Source organism: Anaerovirgula multivorans, assembly GCF_900188145.1.
Taxonomy (GTDB): Bacteria; Bacillota; Clostridia; order Peptostreptococcales; family Natronincolaceae; genus Anaerovirgula; species Anaerovirgula multivorans.
The window spans coordinates 171,224-193,757 of the sequence record NZ_FZOJ01000004.1 but is presented as its reverse complement, the minus strand read 5'-3'; the positions used below and the strand labels follow the sequence as shown (position 1 = coordinate 193,757).

Genomic DNA, 22,534 nt, shown 5'->3' with positions numbered 1-22,534 from the left:
GAAAGTAGCTTAATCGTATAGAGGAGGATAATATCTTCTGGAAGTAGTAAAACTAATGATAGGGCTTTTATATACTTGCATTTCTAGATATAATAGTATTAAATATGGATGTTTAGGAGGATTTTGCATATGAAGATTTTAAAAAATGATTGGGCACCTTTACTGGAAGAAGAGTTTGAAAAACCTTATTATTTGAAGCTGCGACAATTTCTTACAGAGGAGTATAACAGTAAGATAATCTACCCTGATAAATATGATATATACAATTCATTACACCTAACCCCTTACAATGAAACAAAAGTGGTGATTCTAGGTCAGGACCCTTACCATGGACCGGGACAAGCCCATGGTCTAAGCTTTTCTGTAAAGCCAGGAATACCGCTACCTCCATCTCTCCAGAACATATTTAAAGAGCTTAAGGAGGATGCTAACTGCTATATACCTAACAATGGATATCTCGTTGAGTGGGCAAAACAAGGGGTATTGATGTTAAATGCTGTTTTAACCGTTAGAAAAGGAGAACCTAACTCCCATAAAGGTGCTGGCTGGGAAATCTTTACGGATCGAGTAATACAACTGTTGAATGAAAGGGAAAAACCCATTGTTTTTATTTTATGGGGGAAAAATGCTCAAGAGAAGGAGAGTTATATTACTTCCCCCAATCATTATATTATCAAGGCGCCTCATCCCAGCCCCTTTTCTGCAAACAGAGGTTTTTTTGGCAGTAAGCCCTTTTCTAAAACCAATACGTTTCTTAGAAAGATAGGTAGTGAAGAAATCAATTGGCAGATTCCTAACCTTTAGAAATACACCGAAGGAAAAAAGGAGACAATAATGAAGAAACGAAACGAAATCATCAATCCAGCAAAAGTTATAGAAATGCAAGAAAAACTTATTGATTGGTATGAGAAAAATCATCGGCAGCTACCGTGGAGAGAGACACGGAACCCTTATTATATTTGGATATCAGAAGTAATGTTGCAGCAAACTAGGGTAGACACGGTAATCGACTACTATAACCGATTCATTCATCAATTTCCTACAATCAAGGATTTAGCAGAATCTCATGAAGAAGTGGTGCTGAAATCTTGGGCGGGTTTAGGGTATTATAGTAGAGCAAAACGTATCCACCAGACAGCAAAAATTATTTTGGAAAAGTACAAAGGACGATTCCCCCAAAATTACGAGGACATTCTTGCTTTACCAGGGATAGGCCCCTATACAGCTGGAGCCATTGCTAGTATTGCCTTCCATCAACCAGTGCCAGCGGTTGATGGGAATGTAATGCGGGTATTTTCTAGAGTATTCTATATAAGAGAGGACATTGTACTAGGCAGTACTCAAAGGCATATGCAGGAAATCGGGAGACAAGTTGTATCACAAAAGAATCCTTCATTTTATAATCAAGGCCTGATGGAGCTAGGTGCACTGATCTGCACTCCTATTTCGCCTAAATGTCTCGCTTGTCCTTTGTTTGATTTATGCAGTGCTAGAGAATTGGGAGTTCAAGAGGAATTACCTATAAAACAGAAGAAGCCAAAGCAAAAAAAAATAGCTATGGAAATGGCTTTAGTCTACAAAGGAGAAAAAATTCTGATAACTAAAAGACCAAGGGACGGCTTGTTAGCAGATTTATGGGCATTACCTTCTATAGAAAAAGAGGAGAGCTTTCAACCAGGAAAAACGATCCAGATAGAGTTGCAGGAAACCTATGGAATGCAGGTGACTAAGAGTACTTATCTTTTAGAAAAGCCCCATGTTTTTACTCATATAAAGTGGCATATGAGGCTTTATAAAATGAAGTTACTAAATGAAAGAGAAATTGATTATCCACAAATACAGTGGGTGGATAAATCCCAATTAAACGAATATCCTATAGCTAAAGCGTTTACGAAACTAATATTGCCTTCATAGCTAAATATTGATAATTTTTAATTTTATAACAATATATACTGAAATAGGTTATAATAGAAATCGAAAGCATATTTGTTAAGCATGTCACCTAAAAATAATGCGATATCTGTTCTAGTGATACTATAAGTAATGAAAAGGGGGAGGCAGTATGCATCATTTGTTTTTAGAAAAGGAAATGGGAGAACTGATAAATCAGGCAGATAAAATAGATCATAAGACACTCATGGCATATAACAAAATGATTGGCAACCCTAAAAAAGTAGGAGAATTTATAAAAATATTTCAAGAGGCTATAGAGAAAGGGACTTCATCTCAAACTATATGCTTTAAAATTATTGAAAAAGTTAGAGCAAAGAATTTTTTCTCTTTTGTCATGGACACTGTAAAAAACTCTACCAATGTTATTCAAATACAAACCATTTTTAAATCCACAGTGGCTTTACCAGATGAAGTGGAGGTGGTTAGAGAATATATTCCCATTATAGCAGACATGATGAAACGGAATATTGACACTGAAGTAATCTACCATGGAGTATGTCTTTTTTATAGAATAATTACTAAATATCCTGAATTGCATGAGGAACTGGAAAAAATCAATCTCACTTTAAACCACGATAATCTACAAAGTCTTTTAAGAAAGTTTGATATCCTTGATAAATGGGAAACAGAAGGCCACAGAGGGAAATCTAAACCTGGATATTTTCAAGATAAAACACTCTTTATCAATTTTGCGATGAAATTCATCAAATTTCAATAACATATTATTAAAATTCATGGATCTCCTGAATAAAATTATTATTGTTAAGCACACTAAATGTAGGAGGTGTTTTGAATGAATATACAATTAACACAAAAAGAAACAATGCTTTTACAAGATCAAAAAAGTCATGAGGAGATGTGTATTAAAAAGTATAATAATTATGCAAATCAGGCTCAAGATCCTCAGCTGAAACAACTTTTTAAGTTCCATGCATCTCAGGAACAGCAGCACCTTGATACCATCAATCAGCTTCTTAATGGGCAGCTACCAAATACAAATCAACAACAAAATCAACAACAAAATCAAATGCAAAGTAATGTGAATAGTAATGACAGTGATTTATGTCAAGATCTATTAATGACAGAAAAATATGTATCAGGTACCTATAATACAGTTATTTTTGAGTTTACCAATACAAATGCACGACAGGTATTAAATCATATTCAAAAAGAAGAACAGCAGCATGGAGAAGATATTTTTAATTATATGCAACAAAACGGCATGTATCAAGTACAATAGGATAGCTGTATGTACATATAAAATAGCGGAGAAAATTTTCTCCGCTATTAATCTTCCACAATATCCTGCAATTCTATAATGATTTCTCCTAAAGCTTCATATCTATCTTGATCTATACCTGTATCCTCTCTTGCTCTTTCGATTTCTTTTATACATTCAATTAAATTAGCTCTCCAAATATCCATTATAACATTCCTCCGAAAAATATTGATAGTATTAGAGTATCCTGGTTTCTATTTATTATGCAGTATTTTAGTAGATGCATCTGAATTAATCATTAAATTTTTTAGAAAAATAATGATTTTAGAGCAAGAATTAAATTGGATGGAGATATTATATCTACAAGGATATTAGAAAAGAAAGGGAAAGTGAAGTAACAAGTATATTTCTGAAGAATCGAATATATTATCATTTCATATAAAAAGGGAATAAAATTCTATTAAATAGAGTTTATTCCCTTTTTATATGTTATATAGTGAAAATAGTGCTATTTTTTTAATATGCCGAATGGCTTTCCAACAGGTAAAAACTCTCTATTAAAGTGAGCATTTAAAACAGAAGCAGCAAAACCATAAAAAGCAACAAGTGATATTAATAGTTCTGAATAACCTGCTAGCGCGTGTGAAAAGTGGGGTGCGATTCCAAAAGTACTAAGAGATAATCCAATGAACAAAAAGTCAATTAAAACAAAAATTGTAAATAATACTTTATGAGTTTCCATTGCTCCAATGGTCATGAAAACAGAAAAAACAAGGTATCCTACAAAAGCTACGCCTAATTGTCTTCCATCTGCTTCAGCCGCCATGGCCGCCCCAAAAACCCCCAGCTTAATTGCCCATGAGATTGCCATTGCAAACCAGAAAAAGGCATAACCTCCAAAGGCAGTAGTTCCAAAAATGTTATTACGTTTTGAATCATTAATACATGCAAATAGCTGAGCAAAAGCACCTAGAAAAATTGCCCATGGAATAATGAATGATGACCCTTGAGTAATCCCTAGCTTTTGTGAAGATGCTACCAATGTTACCATCGCTAGACCAAACAATCCTAAAGCTGAAGGATCTGCATTTGTTATTTTTATACTTTGTGTTTTAGATGTCTCAGTAGACTGAATTTCAGCTGTTTCAATAAGCCTAATCTCATTTGTTGTCATAAATATCCTCCTTAAAATATAGTTCCATATGTTAATATAAAACTTTTTGGAGTAATTGTCAATAGGTATTGAAAAAGCGGTGACAAGATAGGATGTTATTATTTCTTTATTTTCGCAATTGGCAAATTATGGAACATAATTTCTGCTAAGATGGAAAATTACTAGGAATCAGTCCAAAAACTAATATGTATCCTAAGAAATCCTTAGAAGTAGAAGGAAATATTTGAATAGTAGAGAATTCTAAATAATAAGAAGAAGATTAACATCATATTTATTATTGTGCAGACATAATCCTGGCCTCGTTACTGTAATTGATAAATAAATTTTTAAAATATGTATTAATCTAATGATAAAGTTATACAAACACAGTATAGAAGAAGTATTAATGATAGGGGGCAAGTACAATGGAGGAAATTAAAAAGGTAGCTATTGCAGGACTTGGAGCTATAGGAGCTATCTATGGCAGTAAGATTTATGAAATGAACCCACAGGGTTTCACAGTTATTGCTAACAAAGAAAGGGCAGAAAAATATAATAAAGAAGGATTAATAATTAATGGTAAAACCTATCACTTTAAATGCATTGATCCAGAGGAAAAGGTGGAAGCAGCGGATTTAGTCTTAGTAGCAGTCAAGTATCATCATCTTCCTCAAACTATAAAGGATATAAGAAATCATGTTGGACCTAATACGATTATTTTATCTTTAATGAATGGGATTTCAAGTGAAGAGATATTGGGTAGGGCATATGGAATAGAAAAAATGCTTTATGGTATATGTGTAGGTATTGATGCCGTTAGAACAGAAACTGAGATTCAATGCAGCACTATAGGTGAAATCCATTTTGGAGAAAGGAACAATAAGATATATACTCCTAGGGTAGAGGCAGTAAAGAATCTCTTAGAAAAAGCCAGTATACCCTATGTTATCCCAGAAGATATGTTAAGAGCCTTATGGTGGAAATTCATGGTAAACGTAGGTGTTAATCAAACTTCGGCTGTATTAAATGCACCTTATAAGGTTTTTCAGGAGATACAGGAAGCCAATGGGTTGATGGAGGCTGCTATGAAGGAAGTAATCCTTTTATCTCAAAAGGAAGGAACTAATTTAACAAATGAAGATATTCATACCTTTAATACGATCTTAAAAAAGCTTGCTCCTGAAGGCAAAACTTCTATGCTACAGGATATAGAAGCTGGAAGAAAAACAGAGGTAGAAATGTTTGCCGGCACTATTTGCCAATTAGGGAAAAAGCATGGGATAGATACTCCAATGAATAGAACATTGTTAAATATGATTAGAACATTAGAACAAATGAATCAATAAACTGGATTCAGTAATAATAGAAGTCTTTAAACAATAGGTAATAGAACTACTCTTAGATGTAAGTATGTGACTGAGAAATCCAACCTAGGAATGGTCATACACTCTTCCCTATGCAATTAAACCTTGTAGCAGGGAAGGGTTTACCACCATTTCTGGAAATGTTAGCATTTTCAATCACATATTTGTGTTGCTGATAAGAGTAGTTTTTATTTTAAAAAAATTTAAAAAATTATCAAAAATGTATTTTAAAAATACTAAAATTTTGATATAATTAATTCAATAACTGGAAACGTTACCGGAAACGTTACCATAAACGTTACCTAAGGAGCGGTGGATATGAAAAACGTAAATATAAAAGATATAGCCCAGATGGCGGGAGTTGGAGTAAGTACAGTATCTCGAGTCCTAAATGATCATCCAGATGTGAAAGAAGAGACCAAGGAAAAAATACTAAGTATTATACAAAAATATAACTATATTCCTAATAACAGTGCTAGAAATCTAAAGAGGAATGACTCTAAAAATATAGGTGTCTTAGTAAAGGGTATTTATAATCCCTTTTTCTCAAAGATTATCCAATCCATTGAAGAAAAAATCGATGCAGAAGGATATTCTATGATCATTCACTATAATGATGATAATGCAAATGATATAGAGGAAGCTATTGAATTGATAAAAGAAAAGAAATTAAAAGGGCTGATTTGTTTAGGGGGAGATTTTGACAATATAGATGAAGAACAGTTAATGGATTTAGGTACGCCTATTGTTCTTTCTTCTACAAATATTGTGGAAAACGTTAACAAAGAAATATTCTCCAGCGTCATTATAGAAAATGAAAGAGCCGCCTTTGGTGCAGTGAATTATCTATGTGGTTTAGGTCATAGAAGAATAGGAATGATTGCAACTGGGGAAGAAGATAGAAGTATAGGGACCCTGCGGATAAAGGGATATAAAAAGGCGTTAGAGGCAAACAAAATTCATTACAAAGAAGAATTCTTAGAAATTGGAGAATATACCTTTCCATCAGCCTTTGCAGCAATGAATAGGCTATTAGATAAACAACTGGAACTAACAGCGATATTCGCCACCTCTGATATTATGGCGATAGGTGCCGCAAAGGCAATACTCAGTAGAGGGTTGAAAATTCCTGAGGACATGTCCATTATAGGGTTCGATGGAATCGAGTTTTCTGAATTTTTTCATCCTTCAATTACTACAGTAAAACAGCCGGGAGAAGAAATGGGATATAAAAGTGTAGATATTTTATTTGATTTAATAAAAAAGAAGAAGAAGCATCAGCATCTGGTTTTGGAAACGGAACTGTTAAAAAGAGAATCATGTGTAGGAATCGATGAGGAGAAAAGACAGGATAATCATATAGCAGAATGCTATTAGATGGTAGTGGTCAAGTAAGCTTATAGTAGGTTCTAGCGGTTCTTTATCAGTAAAGCTTGTTGAAAAAGAATCGTTTAAAAAGATACAGGTGATTCTATTTAAAAGTAGATGACCAAAATCTTTGATTTGGTGTCAGTCACTTTCGCAGAGTGCAATAAGAGGGGGGTGGAATTTACATATCATCAAATTTAGCTGAGAGGGTTAGACACCCTATATAAACAAAAAAGTGGGGTTACATTAGACTTCGGGATATAAGACTGAAAAAAGCAAGCGCGTTATCGGTTTTAAAAATCAGTATTAAGGGGGAGAAATATAATGAGATTAAAAAGAAAACTAGTGTTAGGTATAGCTATGATGTTAGTACTTTCTACATTGCTGTTGGCGGCATGCTCGTCAAATCAGCAAGAAGCAGGTAGTAGAGAAGAAGTTGAAGAACAGGTGCAAGTAGATGTATTTCAATTTAAGGTGGAAATCGTAAAGGAATTAGAGGAAGCAGCAAGAGCCTATGAAGATGAGAATCCAAATGTAAAAATAAATATCCAAACAGTAGGGGGAGGAGATGATTACGGAGCGGCTTTAAGAGCTATATTCCAATCGGGAAATGAACCAACAATATTCAATATTGGCGGGCCTCAAGATGTGGAAGATTGGATGAGTAAGTTAGAAGATCTATCAGATCAACCATGGGTAGATTTAGCCTTGGATGGAATGTTATCTGGTGCTACAGTGGATGGCAAAGTCTACGCTCTTCCTTTTAACATAGAAGGCTATGGACTAGTTTATAATAAAGGGATTTTTGAAGAAGCAGGTATTGACGGATCTAAAATTGTAGATTTCGCTAGCTTAGAAGAAGCAGCAAAAACATTGGATGCTAAGATCAAGGCTGGAGAGTTAAAGGATCAATATCCTTTATTAGAAGCGGTATTTGAATATGCAGCCAGAGAAACTTGGTTAACAGGACTTCATACTTCTAATGCTTTCTTAGGTCAAGAGTTTGATAGTTCTATAGATAGCTATGATGCAAAAACAATTGAATTTAAATATGCAGACCAATTAAAGCAGCTAATTGATCTACAAGCCAATTACTCTTCTAACGCTAATTCCAAAAGAAACTTAAATACAGTAGATTATACAACACAGGTTGAAGAAGGCATAGCTATTGAACGTGTTGCTATTATCCAACAAGGAAACTGGATTTATGGTGGCGTGCAAGGTGTAGATCCAGAAGTAGCTGACAACTTAGACATATTACCAATACCGGTAATTGGTGCAAAGGAAAATTCGATTCCTGTTGGCGTTCCAATGCATTGGTCAATAAACAAAGGTGCAGGGGATACAGAAAAAGAAGCTGCTAAAGATTTCTTAAACTGGTTATATACATCTGATACAGGAAAAGATTTTATTGTTAATAAATTCTATTTTATACCACCATTAAAAGGTTTTGATAACTTCGAGCCTCAAGACTCCTTAGGCAGGGCAGTTAAGAGATATGCTGAAGCAGGAAATACAATTCCATGGGTATTCATGGGTTATCCAACAGGTTGGGGAATGGAGATTTTAGGAAGTAATATTCAAAAATATTATGATGGCTCTTTTACATGGGAAGAAGTAATTTCACACGCTAAAACGCAATGGGAGGATATGAGGTAAGTTTAAAGGGCACTAGGGGAGGATATTCCTCCCCCAGTTGTATAAGGAGGTCAACATGAAAAATTCAAAATTATCTTTTACCTTTTTTGTAGGGCCTATCTTACTATCTTTTGTTGTGGTGGTTATTATACCGATATTGATGGGAATATATTTTTCCTTTACCAATTGGAACGGCATCAATAACAATGCAGATTGGATAGGATTAAGGAATTATATCAATGTATTTACTAGAGACAAAGAGTTTTTAAATGCATTCAAATTCACCGCTAAGTTTGCCTTTGTATCTGTTATTACCATTAACGCAATGGGGTTTGGTTTAGCTTTATTAGTAACAAAAGGATTAAAAATCAGCAATTTTTTACGAAGTATATTTTTTATGCCCAATTTAATTGGAGGACTTATTCTAGGCTTTATTTGGCAATTTATTTTTACAAGAGCATTTCATTCCTTAGGAGTAAGATGGGGAATATCCTTTTTACAGGGATGGTTGGCTACCACAAGCACAGGGTTTTGGGGGCTAGTCATACTGATGTCATGGCAGATGGCTGGATATATGATGGTGATTTATATTGCCGCCATAGAAAATATACCTAAATCAATGTATGAAGCTGCGGAAATCGATGGTGCCAACAAACTACAAACCCTTAGGCATATAACCGTTCCTTTAGTAGCACCAGCCTTTACAGTAGGAATTTTTCTAACGCTATCTAACTCTTTTAAATTATACGATCAAAACCTTTCTTTAACAAGAGGAAACCCTTACAATTCTACACAAATGATAGCAATGAATATTTACAATACTGCTTTTACATTTAATAACTTTGGCTTAGCTCAAGCAAAGGCTGTTATTTTTCTTATTTCAGTAGCCGCCATAACTTTAACACAAATTTATTATAGTAAGAAAAAGGAGGTAGAAATGTAATGGAAACTAAAAGAATAGCTAAAACCGGTAATGTTTTTCCCCCAAAAGAGATAAAACCTGTTAAAAGTTCTAAAAAGAAAAATCAGTTAAAATTAAGCATATTCAGTATAGTTATAGCGATATTATTTCTATCTCCTTTTTATATTGTCTTAACAAACTCCTTTAAGACACAAAAAGGAATATTTACAAATGTTATCAACCTTCCCTTTGGGGAGCATTTCAGTAGTACCAACTATGTAGAAGCTTTCCATGAGTTAAATTTTATACGTGCCTTTACCAATTCATTGTTGATTACAGTCACTAGTACAATTATTATTATTGTTTTTGCTTCAATGGCAGCGTGGATGTTAGTAAGAACAAAGACAAAACTAAGCATATTTTTCTTTTTCTTATTTGCAGCGGCTATGCTGGTACCCTTTCAATCAGTTATGCTACCACTAGTGTTTATTATGGGTAAGCTGGGGTTTTTAAACCCTTATGGTCTGATCTTTATGTATTTAGGGTTTGGTTCTAGTTTAGCCATTATCCTATATCATGGATTTATTAAAAGTATACCTGTAGAGTTGGAAGAGGCTGCAACCATAGACGGATGTAATAAATTTCAAGTGTTTTGGTATATTATCTTTCCATTATTAAAGCCTATAACCGTGACAGTAAGTATTTTAAACGCAATGTGGATTTGGAATGACTTTCTATTACCCCAGTTGGTAATCAATAAGCCTCAATGGCATACTATACCATTAAGAATGTTTTATTTCTTTGGACAGTACTCTAAGAAGTGGCATCTAGCTTTAGCGGGATTGGTTTTAGGGATGATACCAATTATATTATTCTACTTCTTTGCACAAAAACATATTATTAAAGGTGTTACAGATGGCTCTATAAAATAGCTAGAAAATACACAAAAGGGTGATATATTTTGAAGACATATAAAGTAAATGAATTTATTATGAGATATAGCATAGGAAATCCCTTTGCTACAGAAGTAGTTGTCAATAAGGGAGAGGAAATAAATAGAAAAGATATAGACTATTTTCAAATAGACGAAAAGAAGGGCTTTCGATTTAGCCACAAGATGGATCCCAGAGATATCGTATGGGGTTTAGGAGAAAACCAAAGGGGAATGAATAAACGGGGAGGCATCTATATATCTTACTGTACCGATGATTCTCAGCATACGCCTGATAAAAAGTCTCTGTATGGAGCACATAACTTTTTGATCGTAGATGGAGAAGTAAAATTTGGAGTATTTGTTGATTATCCAAGCAAAGTAACCTTTGACATTGGATTTACTCATTCCGATGTCTTAGATATAGTCATTGATGGAGAAGATTTTGATTTATACATAGTAGAAGGAGTTTCTCTAAAGGAAATTACAGGTCAATTTTTAAATATGATTGGGGAAGGTTACGCTCCTCCTAAATGGGCCTTTGGTTACCAACAAAGTAGATGGAGCTATAAAAATGCTGAAGAAATTGAAAAAATTGTAGACAGCTTTTTACACTATGATATACCCTGTGATACTGTCTACTTAGATATAGATTACATGGAGAGATTTAAGGACTTCACAATAGATGAAGAAAGCTTTCCTCATATCGAAGGCTTTGTGAAAAGAATAAAAAATAAAGGTTTTAGACTAATTCCTATTATTGATGCTGGAGTGAAAATTGAAAAAGATTATGACATCTATGAGGAAGGCATAGCTAACGATCATTTTTGTGTTAATGAGGAAGGGAAACCTTTTGTAGCAGCGGTATGGCCTGGGAGAGTCCATTTCCCTGACTTTCTAAGGCCAGAGACCAGAAAATGGTTTGGATTAAAGTACAGCAGACTAATTGATTGGGGCATTGAGGGTTTTTGGAATGATATGAATGAACCAGCAATTTTCTATAGTAACAAGGGATTACAAAAGGCTGTGGAAAAAGCAAAAGCTTCAGAAAATGAAAATTTAGATATTTATAGTTATTTTGAGCTTAGGGACACCTTTGTAGGGTTATTGAATAAACTAGAGGATCATAAGGATTTTTATCATAGGGTGGAGGGTAAGCTTGTAAGGCATGATTTGCTACATAACCTTTATGGCTATAACATGACTAGGGCCGCGGCAGAAGGCTTTGAAGAAATACAACCAAACAAAAGATTTCTTCTGTTTTCTAGAGCCTCCTACGTAGGAGGCCATCGCTACGGGGGCATATGGACGGGGGATAATCATTCCTGGTGGCAGCATCTTTTATTGAACATCAAAATGATGGTTTCCTTAAACATGTGTGGTTTTCTTTACAGTGGTGCTGACACCGGTGGTTTTAGTGGAGATGTGAATGCTCAGTTAATGATAAGGTGGATGCAATTTAGCTTGTTCACACCATTATTTAGAAATCACTCTGCCATGGGAACTAGAAGACAGGAACCCTTTGCCTTTGATGAAGGAACACTGCATATCCTTAGAAATACCATAAGGATTAGATATGCTCTGATACCCTATATTTATTCCGAATATATGAAGGCACTGATTCATAAAAATGTATATATTGCTTCTCTTGCCTTTGAGTACGATGATACAAGGTCAAGAACAGTAGAGGATCAGCTGTTGATAGGAGATTCTTTAATGATTGCACCTATCTATGAAGAAAATGCTGTAGGTAGATATATATGGCTTCCAGAGGATATGCTTCTTTGGAAGGCAGAGGATTATAGGAATAGAAGCTACGAAATCTACAAAAAAGGAAACATCTATTTAGAGGTAGATATTCAAGAGATACCTATTTTTGTTAGAAAAAATAAAATAGTGCTTTTAGGAAAGCACGGCAGCAGTGTGGAAAATCTCTGCCATGATGAATTGGAGGCTATTGCATTTGTTGATGATAAGGCTGCCTATGTTTATTATGACGATGATGGCACCACAAAGAATTATAAAAATAAAAAGTATAATGAAGTATTCATTGAGATCGAAAAGGTAAAGAATGATTTTGAAATTACTATTACCAATAGGGGCAATGATACATTGAAAAAAATAAACTTTGAAATCCTCGATATACAAGGGAATGTCAACAAGAAAACAGTAGAGGTTTCATAGTAGGACTAGAATTATTCAAAAAGGGGAAGAGAACATGGAAAGAAGCAGTGGCATCTTAATGCATATTACATCTTTGCCTAGTCCTTATGGTATTGGTACCTTTGGAAAAGAGGCTTATAGATTTGTAGATTTTTTAGAAAAGTCAGGACAAAAATACTGGCAGCTGTTACCTATTGGTTCTACAGGATATGGGGATTCTCCCTATCAATCCTTTTCGAATTTTGCTGGAAATCCCTATTTTATCGACCTTGACTTGTTAGTTAAAGAAGGGCTCTTAGAGAAATCAGATTTTGATCAATTGGATTTTGGCAGTGATCCAGAAAAGGTGGATTATGAAAAGATTTTTATAAATAAATTACCTGTTTTAAAGGTAGCCTATCATAAAGGAAGGGAAAAGCATCAAGGAGACATTGAGAAGTTTAAGGAAGAAAATACTTTATGGTTAGAGGACTATGGGCTTTATATGGCATTGAAATTTGAATTTGGCTTGATATCATGGCAGGAATGGCCTGAAGCTATAAAACTACGTAAAGAGAATGCTATGAATTATTATAAAGAAAAGCTAAAGGAAGAAATCGAATACTGGATTTTTTTACAATTCCTGTTTTTTACCCAGTGGAAAGAATTAAAGCAATATGCTAATGAAAAGAATATAAAAATCATAGGGGATATTCCTATTTATGTGGCAGAGGACAGTGTGGATACATGGGGAAACAGCGAAATATTTCTATTAGATGAAAACAAGAGACCAATTCAGGTGGCAGGATGTCCTCCAGACGCCTTTTCTAAAACCGGCCAATTATGGGGGAATCCAATATATCGGTGGGATTTACTGGAATCGACAGGATTTGACTGGTGGATAGAAAGAATAGAAGGGTGTATTAAGCTATACGATATGATAAGGATTGATCATTTTAGAGGATTAGAGTCCTACTGGGCGGTACCCTATGAAGAAGAAACTGCTGTCAATGGAAAGTGGATTAAGGGTCCAGGGATGAAGCTGTTTGATGCCCTCAAAGAAAAATTAGGGGATGTAAATATTATAGCAGAGGATTTAGGGTACCTGACACCTGAGGTAATAGATCTAAGGGAAAATACAGGTTACTCAGGGATGAAGGTACTGCAATTTGCCTTTGATACACGGGAAGAAAGCGATTATTTACCTCATAACTATGATAAAAACTGTGTTGTTTATACTGGAACCCACGATAATGATACTGTCAATGGATGGCTTTTAAATGAGAAAAAATCAGACGTTGATTTTGCTGTTAAATATTTGAAATTAACCGAAGAAGAGGGCTATAATTGGGGCTTTATAAGAGGTGCTTGGAGTTCCGTAGGGAAGCTAGCCATAGCACAAATGCAGGATTTCTTAAGTCTAGGAAGTGAAGCCCGAATGAATATTCCTTCGACTATTGGTGGGAATTGGCTATGGAGAGTAAAAAGAGAAGATCTTACTGAAGCATTAGCCAAGAAAATCTATACAATAACAAAGCTATATGGAAGGTAGGTATCTAGATGTTTGATAGAGAAAAGTTTAAAGAAAGTGTCATTAGAAATCTTAAAATAGAATTTGGAAAGACGCTGGAAAAATCCAATAAGCATGAGAAATACTATGGTGTTTCTAAAGCTATTATGGAACAAATCATCGATCATTGGAACAGAACAGAAGAAACCTATAAAAAAGGAAAGCAGGCATATTATCTTTCAGCGGAATTTTTGATGGGAAGAGCTCTAGGAAACAACTTGTTAAACTTAGGAATTCAGGATGAAATAGAAAAAAGCCTAAAAGACCTAGGCATTGATGTCAATATGATCGAAGAAATAGAAGAGGATGCTGGTTTAGGAAATGGTGGATTGGGAAGACTTGCCGCCTGCTTTTTAGACTCCTGTGCCACTATGAATTTACCAGTTGTTGGATATGGACTTCGCTACCGGTATGGGATTTTTAAACAAAAATTCGTAGATGGGTACCAAGTTGAAGAAGGAGATCACTGGCTAAAATATGGAGATCCTTGGTCCATAAGACGAGCTGAAGATATTGTTATGGTAGAATTTGCTGATGAAGAGGTGAAGGCGGTTCCCTATGATACTCCAATTATCGGTTATAAGACGAAAAATGTTAATACATTAAGACTATGGCAAGCAGAAGCTTTAGAGGATTTTGACTTCAATTTGTTCAATGAACAACGATATGATGAGGCAGTAAGAGAAAAAAACCGAGCAGAGGACATATCAAGGGTGTTATATCCAAACGATTCTAAAAGAGAAGGACAGATTTTGAGACTTAAGCAACAATACTTTTTTGTTTCAGCTTCTCTACAGGATATGGTGAAAAAGTATAAAGAGAGAATTGAAGAGGGTTTTGAAGTTTTTTCTCAGTACCATGCAGTTCAATTAAATGATACGCATCCAGTAGTGGCCATTCCGGAGTTAATGAGACTATTGATTGACCAAGAAGGATTAACATGGGAAAAAGCTTGGGAGATCGCCAAAAAAACCTTTGCCTATACCAATCATACCATTATGGCAGAGGCTTTAGAAAAGTGGGATATCGATCTATATGAAGAATTTTTGCCTAGAGTCTATGAAATCATTGTAAAAATTCATAAACAGTTTATTGAGGAGTTAAAAAGAAAGAACTATACTAAGGAAATTATGAATAAGGTTCAAATTATATCTGATCATAGTATCCATATGGCGTGGCTGGCCATCTATGGGAGTCATACCATCAACGGTGTAGCAGAACTCCATACGGAAATCCTTAAAAATCAAGAGCTGAAGGATTGGTATGACTTATATCCACATAAATTTCAAAACAAAACCAATGGGATTACCTTTAGAAGATGGTTAGCCCTCTCTAATAAAGAATTAACTCAGCTAATTACTGAATTATTGGAAACAGAAGAGTGGATTACTGATTCCAATAGGATGAAGGAGTTAGAAAAGTATGCAGAGAATGAAGTGGTTTTAAAAAAATTTCTACAAATAAAATTATTAAAGAAAAAGGAATTGGCAGCTTATATCTATAAAAAGGAAGGCATTGAGATTAATACTGATTCCATCTTTGATATTCAAATAAAAAGGCTTCATGAATATAAAAGACAGCTATTAAATGCTTTGTATATTGTTGATTTATATTATCGTTTAAAAGAAAATCCAGCTATAGATATTGTTCCTCGCACCTTTGTTTTTGGTGCTAAGGCAGCCCCTGGCTATGTAAGAGCTAAAGCTATCATAAAGTATATTAATGAAATAGCTAGGATGATTAATCATGACGAAGAAGTAAAAGGAAAAATTCAGGTTGTCTTTGTAACAAATTACAATGTATCCTATGGAGAAAAGCTTTTCTCGGCAGCTGATGTCTCTCAACAGATATCTACTGCTGGTAAAGAAGCTTCAGGCACAGGGAATATGAAGTTTATGTTAAATGGTACGCCTACCCTAGGAACCTATGATGGAGCAAACGTAGAAATTGTCCAAGAGGCAGGAAAGGAAAACAACTTTATATTCGGTGCTAGAGTAGAAGAACTTGAAGTCATAAAAGATAGCTATCATCCAAAAGAATACTATGAAAAGGTGCCAGGACTGAAAAGAGCAGTAGATACGTTAATGAATGGTACCTTTGATGATGGAGGTACTGGTATGTTTGAAGAATTATATAATGCTCTGCTAGAAGGCAGTGATTGGCATCAAGCAGATAATTACTTCCTTTTAAGAGATTTTGAAGAATATAGAGAAGCACAACAAAGGGTAGATAGAGCCTATAGAGATAGACTGGGGTGGGCAAGAAAGTGTTGGATAAATCTAGCCAATGCAGGGAAATTTAGCAGTGATAGAACTATAGAAGAATATGCAAAAGAAATTTGGAATATTGAACCCCCAAAATATAATAGCTGATTCCCCTATATATAATAAAAATTGGTACAACACTTTAAGTGTCGTACCAATTTTTATTCAGACTGTTGAGAGACCACCATTTTCTTCGGTATTTCGAAAAAACTAGCACCCTTACGTATTTACGTATACGCTGTGGGTGCTGGTTTATTTGCACTTCGAATCTGAAGGCTTTTGAACAGTCTGAATTTTGTTGACTATTTCAACAACCTCAGCAATCTTAAAGATTGCTCCAATTTCCATTTTTAAAGATAGATTCAATTTTACCATCGGAGGTTTCTCCCAGCACATCCATTTCAGCAGATCCTATCATAAAGTCTACGTGTACCAAGCTGGTGTTAACACCATTTTTTGCTAGTTGCTCCTTATCCATTTTAGTACCACCCTCTATGCAAATAGGATAGGCGGAGCCTAGGGCAAAGTGACTAGAGGCATTTTCATCGAATAAAGTATTGTAAAAAATAATATTGGTATCAGAAACCGGAGATTTATGGGGTACTAGAGCTACCTCACCTAAATAATGAGCTCCCTCATCGGTTTCAATTAGCTTTTTCAAAGTATCATAGCCATTTTCCGCAGTAAAGTCTACAATTTTTCCTTCTTTAAAGGTTAATGTAAAGTTTTCAATGAGATTACCACTATAGTTTAGAGGCTTTGTACTAGCCACTACACCATTTATCCCATCCTTTAAGGGCATACTGAAAACCTCTTCTGTAGGCATATTAGGCACAAATTCTATACCTCTTTCAGATGCTAATCCACCACCAACCCATATATGGCCATTAGGAAGCTCCATGGTTAAATCTGTACCAGGGCCCTTAAAATGTAGCTTTCTAAACTTCTTACTGTTTAAATAATCTAGTTTGTTTTTTAGATTTTGAACATGTTGATTCCATGCTTCAACAGGATTTTCTTCATCTACTCTCGTTACTTTAAAAATATTCTCCCATAATTTTTCTACACTTGCTTCTTCACTTAATCCTGGAAACACTTTTGCTGCCCATTCCTTTGTGGGGACAGAAACAATATTCCAGTTGACACGGGCATTTTGAACATATTTTTTAAAGTTCTCCATAGCGGTAGCAGTGGTTTTATTGGATAAAGCGACTCTCTCAGCATCAGCATTCTTTAAAAGATCGGGGTTAGAGGCAGAGATAGATAAAAATGCTTCACCTTTTTCTGCCATCTCTTCAAATCCCTTCGCCCTCCAGAGGGGAAATTCCTTTAAACCCTCCTCGGGAGCATGCAATAGCTTAATTAATGTGATTTCTTCATCTGCCCATTCTACATGTACGTTCTTTGCCCCTAGTTCATAGGCCTTCTTAGCCAATCTTCTAACAAAGTCAGCAGAAGTAATAGGAGCATTAATCACCAGGGTCTGATTTTCTTGTAAGTTAACACCTACTTTTAAAGCCACTTCTGCATAGTTTTCAAGCTTTTTTTCAAAGTTCTCCATTTTGTAAACCTCCTAATTAATTTAGTGTAAGTTGTTTTGTATACATATGGAAGCACAACTTAAAAAAGTACTAAGGATATAGTTTAGTCTCTGATATTATATTTCCTATTCTACCAGAAATATTCAAAAAAGGAAATAAAAGGAGCGTGTCAACTCCTTTTAAATAGATCTATAATTCAATTTTTTTGTCATAGATCATGGCAGTTAGGAAAAACAGACCTGTAGAAATCAGTAGAATGATAGTTAACTGCAATAAAAAGAATTGAGTAGTTAAACCGCTTTCTACAAGGAATTGACCATCAAAATTTGTACTACCAATGATGCTAAGATGTCTATCAACAGGAGCTATCAATGCTTTTAGAAGGAATTCATTGATTTTTCCTATGAAAATATTGGTAAAGATAAAGGTGAAGAAAGTAATAAGCCATGAAAATTTCTTAAAGGCTCTTCCCACCATGGTGCTGAAAAAGGCTACCAGAATGATCTGAATGATTCCAAAGAATAAAAGGATGATTCCCATAACCAAAACCTTCAGCAGTTGATGCGTGGAGAAAAAACCAAAAACCTGTGCTATAATGTCAGCTCCTAAAAAATAGGAAGATAATAAGGATCCTACTAAGATACTAGCCCCGCCCAAAATAACTAATTGAGTCATCACAGCCAAAAGCTTTGAAAGAAAAATTTTCTTTCCCGAAACAGGTAAGGACATCACTAGATAGATGGTGTTATTACTCCATTCTCGACTGACAGAAGTAAAGGTACCTATGAAGATAACAAACATAACAATGAAAAAGATGGTACTAGTAACACCTAGAATAGTAGGCTCAGGCCATCCAGTCAAAATTTTATAGCTAAAATACAAATGACCTAAAAAGATTGTTGCTAAAATCATCAGGCTTTCAAATTTCACAGATAGTAAATCTTTTTTATATAAAGAGAAAAGAGTGTTTCCATTAGATGGTTTCATGAGTATATACCTCCTTCATTATTTCCACAAGAGATGCTTGACGTTGATATCTAAGCTCTTCGACATTGCCTTCAAGAGCAATCTGTCCACGACGGATAAAGATGACTTCGTCCAATATCCCCTCTACTTCTCGAACTTCATGGGTAGTGATCAAGATGCTTTGATCTCCAGCTCTATAGTCACGAATGATGGTTTCAATAATTTTGTCTCTGGTTAAAATATCAATACCGGAAAGGGGCTCATCTAGTAAAATCAGTTTAGCATTTCTAGAGAAGGACAGTAATAGTTTTGCCTTGGCTCGCATTCCCTTTGACACCTTCTTGATCACCATAGAAGGTTGAAGCTCCAAGAATTCTACTAATTCCTTATACTTATTCTCATCCCAATCTTCATAGAAACTCTTAACAAAATCCGCTGCCTGTTGTATGGTCATCCAAGGATATAAGTAATCTATTTCCGGCAAGTAGGATATGAAGCTTTTCGTTTGAACACCAATCTGTTGACCATTAATGAAGATGTTTCCATGATTGGGCTTATTTAACCCAACAAGCATTTTTAATAAGGTAGATTTTCCCGACCCGTTAGGTCCTAATATACCAATAATTTTGCCTTCTGGAATATTGATAGAAACATTATCTAATGCAATAGTGCTTCCAAAGGTTTTTGTTACACCTTTTAATTCAATCATTTTATTTCCTCCTTTAAATCCTGCTGATATTTTTCTACAAGTCCTAAAATTTCCTGATCATCATATCCTAAGGACTGCATTTCTAAAATAAAATTTTTTAGTAAAGTACCTGCCATTTCTCCTTGCAACTCCTTCAACAGCTCCCCTCTTTTAACAATAAATGTTCCTTGACCTCGAATGGTCTCTGCTAACTGCATGTTCTCCATTTCTCGATAGGCTCGTTGGACAGTATTAGGATTCACCTTCAATTGTTGAGCAAGCTCTCTTTGAGATGGAACCTTGTCGCCTATCTTCAGATTTCTCGTAATGATTTGCTTTTTTATATAATCAATAATTTGTAGATAAATAGGCCTACCATGATCAAAATCCAAAATCAGCACCTCCAGACTATAATAGTGCACTAATTAACTAGTGCACTATTATAATAATACTTTTACTTTAGATAGTCAAGGGATATTTAAAAAACTTATAAATTATTTATAGTATATGGATTTTAGTGGAAAATACTTGGCATAAATGTTGTTTATGTTCTATAAGAGTTTATTTATACTGCTATAAGAGAGGAAAAATTATAAAATCCATAAGTTGTGAAAAATGAAGGGTCCTATAAAAATTTAATAAAAAGCATAAAGAGTAGTTAAGTAATAGAAGTAAATAAGTGTGAATATTCAGAAAATACGCCTGGTGACGGTTTTTATTTGGAATGGTATAATTTTATCAAACTTAGTTAAATAAATATTCAAGGAGGAATGTAGAATGTTTGGTAAATTAGGTCCAACAGAATTAATATTAATATTAGTTATAGCTCTTGTGGTTTTCGGACCCAGCAAGCTTCCAGAAATAGGGAAAGCTTTGGGAAAAGGTGTAAAGGAATTTAAAGCCCATACCGCTAATATAACTTCTGAGATTACTGGTGAAGTTGATAAAAAAGATTAAGATGAGAAAATTGAGCTAAGCTGGTGATTATAAAATGAATGAAAAAAAACTTACATTAGTAGGACATTTAGAAGAGTTAAGAAAAAGAATCATATTCATTGCGCTGGTTGTAGTTATTGGAAGTGCTGTTAGCTATTTTTATGTTGACATAATTGTTGACTTCATTATACAGCCAGCTAAAGATTTGCATTTTATCTATTTGAGTCCAGCAGATTTGTTTTTGGCTTATATTAAAATATCATTGGTTTCGGGAACAATTGTAACTTTGCCAATAATACTGTACCATGTATGGCGATTTATACTGCCTGGAATGGCTTTAAAGCAAAAGATATATATCATATTGGCAAATTTTATGTCCATGATTTTCTTTATTGCAGGTGCTTCTTTTGCTTATTATTTAATTGTTCCTCTTACTATTCAGTTTTTCACCAAAATGTCTCGACAAGAAATTGAGCCTCTTTTTTCCTTTGCAAGTTATACAAGTTTTATGAGCTCAATACTACTATCCTTTGGGATAACCTTTCAGCTACCCATATTGATTTTGCTGTTAACTCAATTTAATTTAATAACACCGGCGTTTTTAAAAAAATCTAGAAAGATATTTATACTATTAATATTTATTGCAGCTGCTATACTTACACCACCGGATATAGTTTCACAGATATTACTGGCAGCACCAATGATACTGTTATTGGAACTAAGTATAATTATTTCCTCGGCCATCTATAAAAGAAAAAAATCATAAACTAATTTGGTCGCATAAAGCACTTTGATGAGCTGATTCAAAGGTCTCCTATAAGGGAATCGATAAGACAAATCAGGATAAATGAGTGCTTTTTTATGATATAATTATTGTAATATAATTAACTATTGATAAAGATATTGAAAAAATACTATTATAGATTAATTGAAACTACAGTATATGAGGGAGTGATTCAATGACATCTAGTAGGATTGAGGCTTTGAAGAAACAAAAACAAATGGAAATTAGAAAAAAAAATAACCAAATGCACTATGCTGTTTTGGGAACTACTATCACATTTATGATATATTTTATGCTTATTAATTATCATCTTCGTTTAAGTAGCTTCTGGATTATTGGTATTTTATTAGGAATTACCATGCAGCGCTCTAGATTTTGCTTTGCTTCTAGCTTTAGAGATCCTATTATGGTGGGAAGCACCTCTCTTTTAAAAGCAGTACTTTTAGCTTTTATCATATCAACTATAGGTTTTTTTATTATACAATACAAGACCATAGTCTTGAATCCTGATTATCTGATTACAGAAATTCCAGGGCAGCTAAGTCCTGTGGGAATCCATACTGCTATTGGAGCTGTTCTATTTGGAGTAGGAATGGTAGTGGCTGGAGGATGTGCTTCTGGAACGCTAATACGAATAGGGGAAGGCTATATGATGCAGTTGGTGGTTTTGATAGGTTTTATTATTGGGAGCACTCTTGGAGCTAAACATTTTGTTTTCTGGGATAAAACACTAATATCTAAAGCCCCGATTATATACTTTCCTAAGTATTTGGGATTTTTTCCTTCATTGATTTTACAATTAATATTGCTTTGTAGTTTATACTATATTGCTGATTGGTATGACAAAAAGAACAACATTACGATAACTATGTAGGAGGAAAATTATGGTCGAGTACAAATTGGATTGTTTATATGAAGCTTGTCCAATCCCCTTACTAAAGGCATTGAAGCAATTAGAGAAAATGAAGATTGGTGATATTTTAATTATGCATACAGATCATAACTGCTCTATTGTCAATGTAGTTGAATGGACAAAAAAGCAGGGACATTACATTGATTATGTTGAGATTGTAGAAGGTGAGTGGGAGATTTATATTGAGAAGGCTAGATAGTCTT

Annotated in this window: 22 protein-coding genes; 16 read left to right on the top strand and 6 right to left on the bottom strand. The window is 34.5% G+C overall.

Annotated elements, in window-relative coordinates; translation table 11 throughout:
- Positions 1 to 129: 129 nt before the first annotated feature.
- The 4 genes from CHB72_RS05980 to CHB72_RS05965 all read left to right on the top strand — a co-directional run bounded on the left by CHB72_RS05980 (position 130) and on the right by CHB72_RS05965 (position 3,193).
- Positions 130 to 804 carry a uracil-DNA glycosylase gene (locus CHB72_RS05980; protein WP_089281957.1) on the top strand — a complete coding sequence of 225 codons (675 nt, stop codon included), beginning with the start codon at positions 130 to 132 and terminating at the stop codon, positions 802 to 804.
- A gap of 30 nt (positions 805 to 834) precedes the next feature.
- Positions 835 to 1,914, top strand: coding sequence for an A/G-specific adenine glycosylase (gene mutY, locus CHB72_RS05975; RefSeq protein WP_089281956.1), 1,080 nt, complete (start codon positions 835 to 837; stop codon positions 1,912 to 1,914).
- A gap of 148 nt (positions 1,915 to 2,062) precedes the next feature.
- Complete coding sequence (locus tag CHB72_RS05970; RefSeq protein ID WP_089281955.1) at positions 2,063 to 2,671, top strand: hypothetical protein; 609 nt, start codon at positions 2,063 to 2,065, stop codon at positions 2,669 to 2,671.
- Between the two features lie 75 nt (positions 2,672 to 2,746).
- Complete coding sequence (locus CHB72_RS05965) at positions 2,747 to 3,193, top strand: spore coat protein (RefSeq protein ID WP_089281954.1); 447 nt, start codon at positions 2,747 to 2,749, stop codon at positions 3,191 to 3,193.
- 47 nt (positions 3,194 to 3,240) lie between these two features.
- On the opposite strand, the gene CHB72_RS26335 is transcribed toward CHB72_RS05965, so the two are convergent.
- Positions 3,241 to 3,378, bottom strand: coding sequence for a hypothetical protein (locus CHB72_RS26335; protein ID WP_176431223.1), 138 nt, complete (start codon positions 3,376 to 3,378; stop codon positions 3,241 to 3,243).
- Between the two features lie 302 nt (positions 3,379 to 3,680).
- On the bottom strand, positions 3,681 to 4,346 hold the full coding sequence (locus CHB72_RS05960) for an acetate uptake transporter (protein WP_089281953.1): 666 nt from the start codon (positions 4,344 to 4,346) through the stop codon (positions 3,681 to 3,683).
- A 404-nt stretch (positions 4,347 to 4,750) separates the two neighbouring features.
- On the opposite strand from CHB72_RS05960, the gene CHB72_RS05955 reads away from it, so the two are divergent.
- The 8 genes from CHB72_RS05955 to CHB72_RS05920 all read left to right on the top strand — a co-directional run bounded on the left by CHB72_RS05955 (position 4,751) and on the right by CHB72_RS05920 (position 16,611).
- Positions 4,751 to 5,671, top strand: a complete 921-nt coding sequence (locus tag CHB72_RS05955) for a ketopantoate reductase family protein (RefSeq protein WP_089281952.1) — start codon at positions 4,751 to 4,753, stop codon at positions 5,669 to 5,671.
- Positions 5,672 to 6,007: 336 nt separating this feature from the next.
- Positions 6,008 to 7,066: a LacI family DNA-binding transcriptional regulator gene (locus CHB72_RS05950; RefSeq protein ID WP_089281951.1), complete on the top strand. Its 1,059-nt coding sequence runs from the start codon at positions 6,008 to 6,010 to the stop codon at positions 7,064 to 7,066.
- A 315-nt stretch (positions 7,067 to 7,381) separates the two neighbouring features.
- Positions 7,382 to 8,716 carry an ABC transporter substrate-binding protein gene (locus CHB72_RS05945; RefSeq protein ID WP_089281950.1) on the top strand — a complete coding sequence of 445 codons (1,335 nt, stop codon included), beginning with the start codon at positions 7,382 to 7,384 and terminating at the stop codon, positions 8,714 to 8,716.
- Positions 8,717 to 8,771: 55 nt separating this feature from the next.
- Positions 8,772 to 9,638: a carbohydrate ABC transporter permease gene (locus CHB72_RS05940; protein WP_089281949.1), complete on the top strand. Its 867-nt coding sequence runs from the start codon at positions 8,772 to 8,774 to the stop codon at positions 9,636 to 9,638.
- Complete coding sequence (locus CHB72_RS05935) at positions 9,638 to 10,528, top strand: carbohydrate ABC transporter permease (RefSeq protein ID WP_089281948.1); 891 nt, start codon at positions 9,638 to 9,640, stop codon at positions 10,526 to 10,528. The genes CHB72_RS05940 and CHB72_RS05935 overlap by 1 nt, the downstream gene beginning before the upstream one ends.
- Positions 10,529 to 10,557: 29 nt before the next feature.
- Positions 10,558 to 12,711, top strand: coding sequence for a TIM-barrel domain-containing protein (locus CHB72_RS05930; protein WP_089281947.1), 2,154 nt, complete (start codon positions 10,558 to 10,560; stop codon positions 12,709 to 12,711).
- Positions 12,712 to 12,745: 34 nt separating this feature from the next.
- On the top strand, positions 12,746 to 14,221 hold the full coding sequence (gene malQ, locus CHB72_RS05925; protein WP_089281946.1) for a 4-alpha-glucanotransferase: 1,476 nt from the start codon (positions 12,746 to 12,748) through the stop codon (positions 14,219 to 14,221).
- An 8-nt stretch (positions 14,222 to 14,229) separates the two neighbouring features.
- Positions 14,230 to 16,611, top strand: coding sequence for a glycogen/starch/alpha-glucan phosphorylase (locus tag CHB72_RS05920; RefSeq protein WP_089281945.1), 2,382 nt, complete (start codon positions 14,230 to 14,232; stop codon positions 16,609 to 16,611).
- Positions 16,612 to 16,828: 217 nt separating this feature from the next.
- Here CHB72_RS05920 and CHB72_RS05915 read toward each other — a convergent pair whose 3' ends face one another.
- From CHB72_RS05915 to CHB72_RS05900, 4 genes are all read right to left on the bottom strand, one after another.
- Positions 16,829 to 18,064, bottom strand: a complete 1,236-nt coding sequence (locus CHB72_RS05915; protein WP_089281944.1) for an aminopeptidase — start codon at positions 18,062 to 18,064, stop codon at positions 16,829 to 16,831.
- 169 nt (positions 18,065 to 18,233) lie between these two features.
- On the bottom strand, positions 18,234 to 19,031 hold the full coding sequence (locus CHB72_RS05910) for a hypothetical protein (RefSeq protein WP_089281943.1): 798 nt from the start codon (positions 19,029 to 19,031) through the stop codon (positions 18,234 to 18,236).
- Positions 19,018 to 19,719 (bottom strand): ABC transporter ATP-binding protein, encoded by a 702-nt coding sequence (locus tag CHB72_RS05905; RefSeq protein WP_089281942.1) that lies wholly within the window; start codon positions 19,717 to 19,719, stop codon positions 19,018 to 19,020. The genes CHB72_RS05910 and CHB72_RS05905 overlap by 14 nt, the downstream gene beginning before the upstream one ends.
- Positions 19,716 to 20,099, bottom strand: coding sequence for a GntR family transcriptional regulator (locus tag CHB72_RS05900; RefSeq protein WP_242975052.1), 384 nt, complete (start codon positions 20,097 to 20,099; stop codon positions 19,716 to 19,718). The genes CHB72_RS05905 and CHB72_RS05900 overlap by 4 nt, the downstream gene beginning before the upstream one ends.
- A 376-nt stretch (positions 20,100 to 20,475) precedes the next feature.
- Between CHB72_RS05900 and CHB72_RS05895 the strand changes: the two genes are divergently transcribed.
- The 4 genes from CHB72_RS05895 to CHB72_RS05880 all read left to right on the top strand — a co-directional run bounded on the left by CHB72_RS05895 (position 20,476) and on the right by CHB72_RS05880 (position 22,530).
- Entirely contained in the window at positions 20,476 to 20,655 is a 180-nt protein-coding gene (locus CHB72_RS05895) for a twin-arginine translocase TatA/TatE family subunit (protein WP_089281940.1), read from the top strand.
- Between the two features lie 34 nt (positions 20,656 to 20,689).
- A complete protein-coding gene (tatC, locus tag CHB72_RS05890) occupies positions 20,690 to 21,400 on the top strand; it encodes a twin-arginine translocase subunit TatC (RefSeq protein WP_089281939.1) in 711 nt (236 codons plus the stop codon).
- Positions 21,401 to 21,593: 193 nt separating this feature from the next.
- The gene (locus CHB72_RS05885; RefSeq protein ID WP_176431222.1) at positions 21,594 to 22,292 is read left to right on the top strand and encodes a YeeE/YedE family protein; all 699 of its coding nucleotides are present in this window, start codon (positions 21,594 to 21,596) and stop codon (positions 22,290 to 22,292) included.
- Between the two features lie 10 nt (positions 22,293 to 22,302).
- Positions 22,303 to 22,530 carry a sulfurtransferase TusA family protein gene (locus CHB72_RS05880; protein ID WP_089281938.1) on the top strand — a complete coding sequence of 76 codons (228 nt, stop codon included), beginning with the start codon at positions 22,303 to 22,305 and terminating at the stop codon, positions 22,528 to 22,530.
- Positions 22,531 to 22,534 lie beyond the last annotated feature (4 nt).

Coding starts and splice junctions, on each gene's coding strand:
- CHB72_RS05980 (WP_089281957.1), top strand. CDS start 130: ATGAAGATTTTAAAAAATGATTGGGCACCTTTACTGGAAGAAGAGTTT.
- mutY (WP_089281956.1), top strand. CDS start 835: ATGAAGAAACGAAACGAAATCATCAATCCAGCAAAAGTTATAGAAATG.
- CHB72_RS05970 (WP_089281955.1), top strand. CDS start 2,063: ATGCATCATTTGTTTTTAGAAAAGGAAATGGGAGAACTGATAAATCAG.
- CHB72_RS05965 (WP_089281954.1), top strand. CDS start 2,747: ATGAATATACAATTAACACAAAAAGAAACAATGCTTTTACAAGATCAA.
- CHB72_RS26335 (WP_176431223.1), bottom strand. CDS start 3,378: ATGGATATTTGGAGAGCTAATTTAATTGAATGTATAAAAGAAATCGAA.
- CHB72_RS05960 (WP_089281953.1), bottom strand. CDS start 4,346: ATGACAACAAATGAGATTAGGCTTATTGAAACAGCTGAAATTCAGTCT.
- CHB72_RS05955 (WP_089281952.1), top strand. CDS start 4,751: ATGGAGGAAATTAAAAAGGTAGCTATTGCAGGACTTGGAGCTATAGGA.
- CHB72_RS05950 (WP_089281951.1), top strand. CDS start 6,008: ATGAAAAACGTAAATATAAAAGATATAGCCCAGATGGCGGGAGTTGGA.
- CHB72_RS05945 (WP_089281950.1), top strand. CDS start 7,382: ATGAGATTAAAAAGAAAACTAGTGTTAGGTATAGCTATGATGTTAGTA.
- CHB72_RS05940 (WP_089281949.1), top strand. CDS start 8,772: ATGAAAAATTCAAAATTATCTTTTACCTTTTTTGTAGGGCCTATCTTA.
- CHB72_RS05935 (WP_089281948.1), top strand. CDS start 9,638: ATGGAAACTAAAAGAATAGCTAAAACCGGTAATGTTTTTCCCCCAAAA.
- malQ (WP_089281946.1), top strand. CDS start 12,746: ATGGAAAGAAGCAGTGGCATCTTAATGCATATTACATCTTTGCCTAGT.
- CHB72_RS05920 (WP_089281945.1), top strand. CDS start 14,230: ATGTTTGATAGAGAAAAGTTTAAAGAAAGTGTCATTAGAAATCTTAAA.
- CHB72_RS05915 (WP_089281944.1), bottom strand. CDS start 18,064: ATGGAGAACTTTGAAAAAAAGCTTGAAAACTATGCAGAAGTGGCTTTA.
- CHB72_RS05910 (WP_089281943.1), bottom strand. CDS start 19,031: ATGAAACCATCTAATGGAAACACTCTTTTCTCTTTATATAAAAAAGAT.
- CHB72_RS05905 (WP_089281942.1), bottom strand. CDS start 19,719: ATGATTGAATTAAAAGGTGTAACAAAAACCTTTGGAAGCACTATTGCA.
- CHB72_RS05895 (WP_089281940.1), top strand. CDS start 20,476: ATGTTTGGTAAATTAGGTCCAACAGAATTAATATTAATATTAGTTATA.
- tatC (WP_089281939.1), top strand. CDS start 20,690: ATGAATGAAAAAAAACTTACATTAGTAGGACATTTAGAAGAGTTAAGA.
- CHB72_RS05885 (WP_176431222.1), top strand. CDS start 21,594: ATGACATCTAGTAGGATTGAGGCTTTGAAGAAACAAAAACAAATGGAA.
- CHB72_RS05880 (WP_089281938.1), top strand. CDS start 22,303: ATGGTCGAGTACAAATTGGATTGTTTATATGAAGCTTGTCCAATCCCC.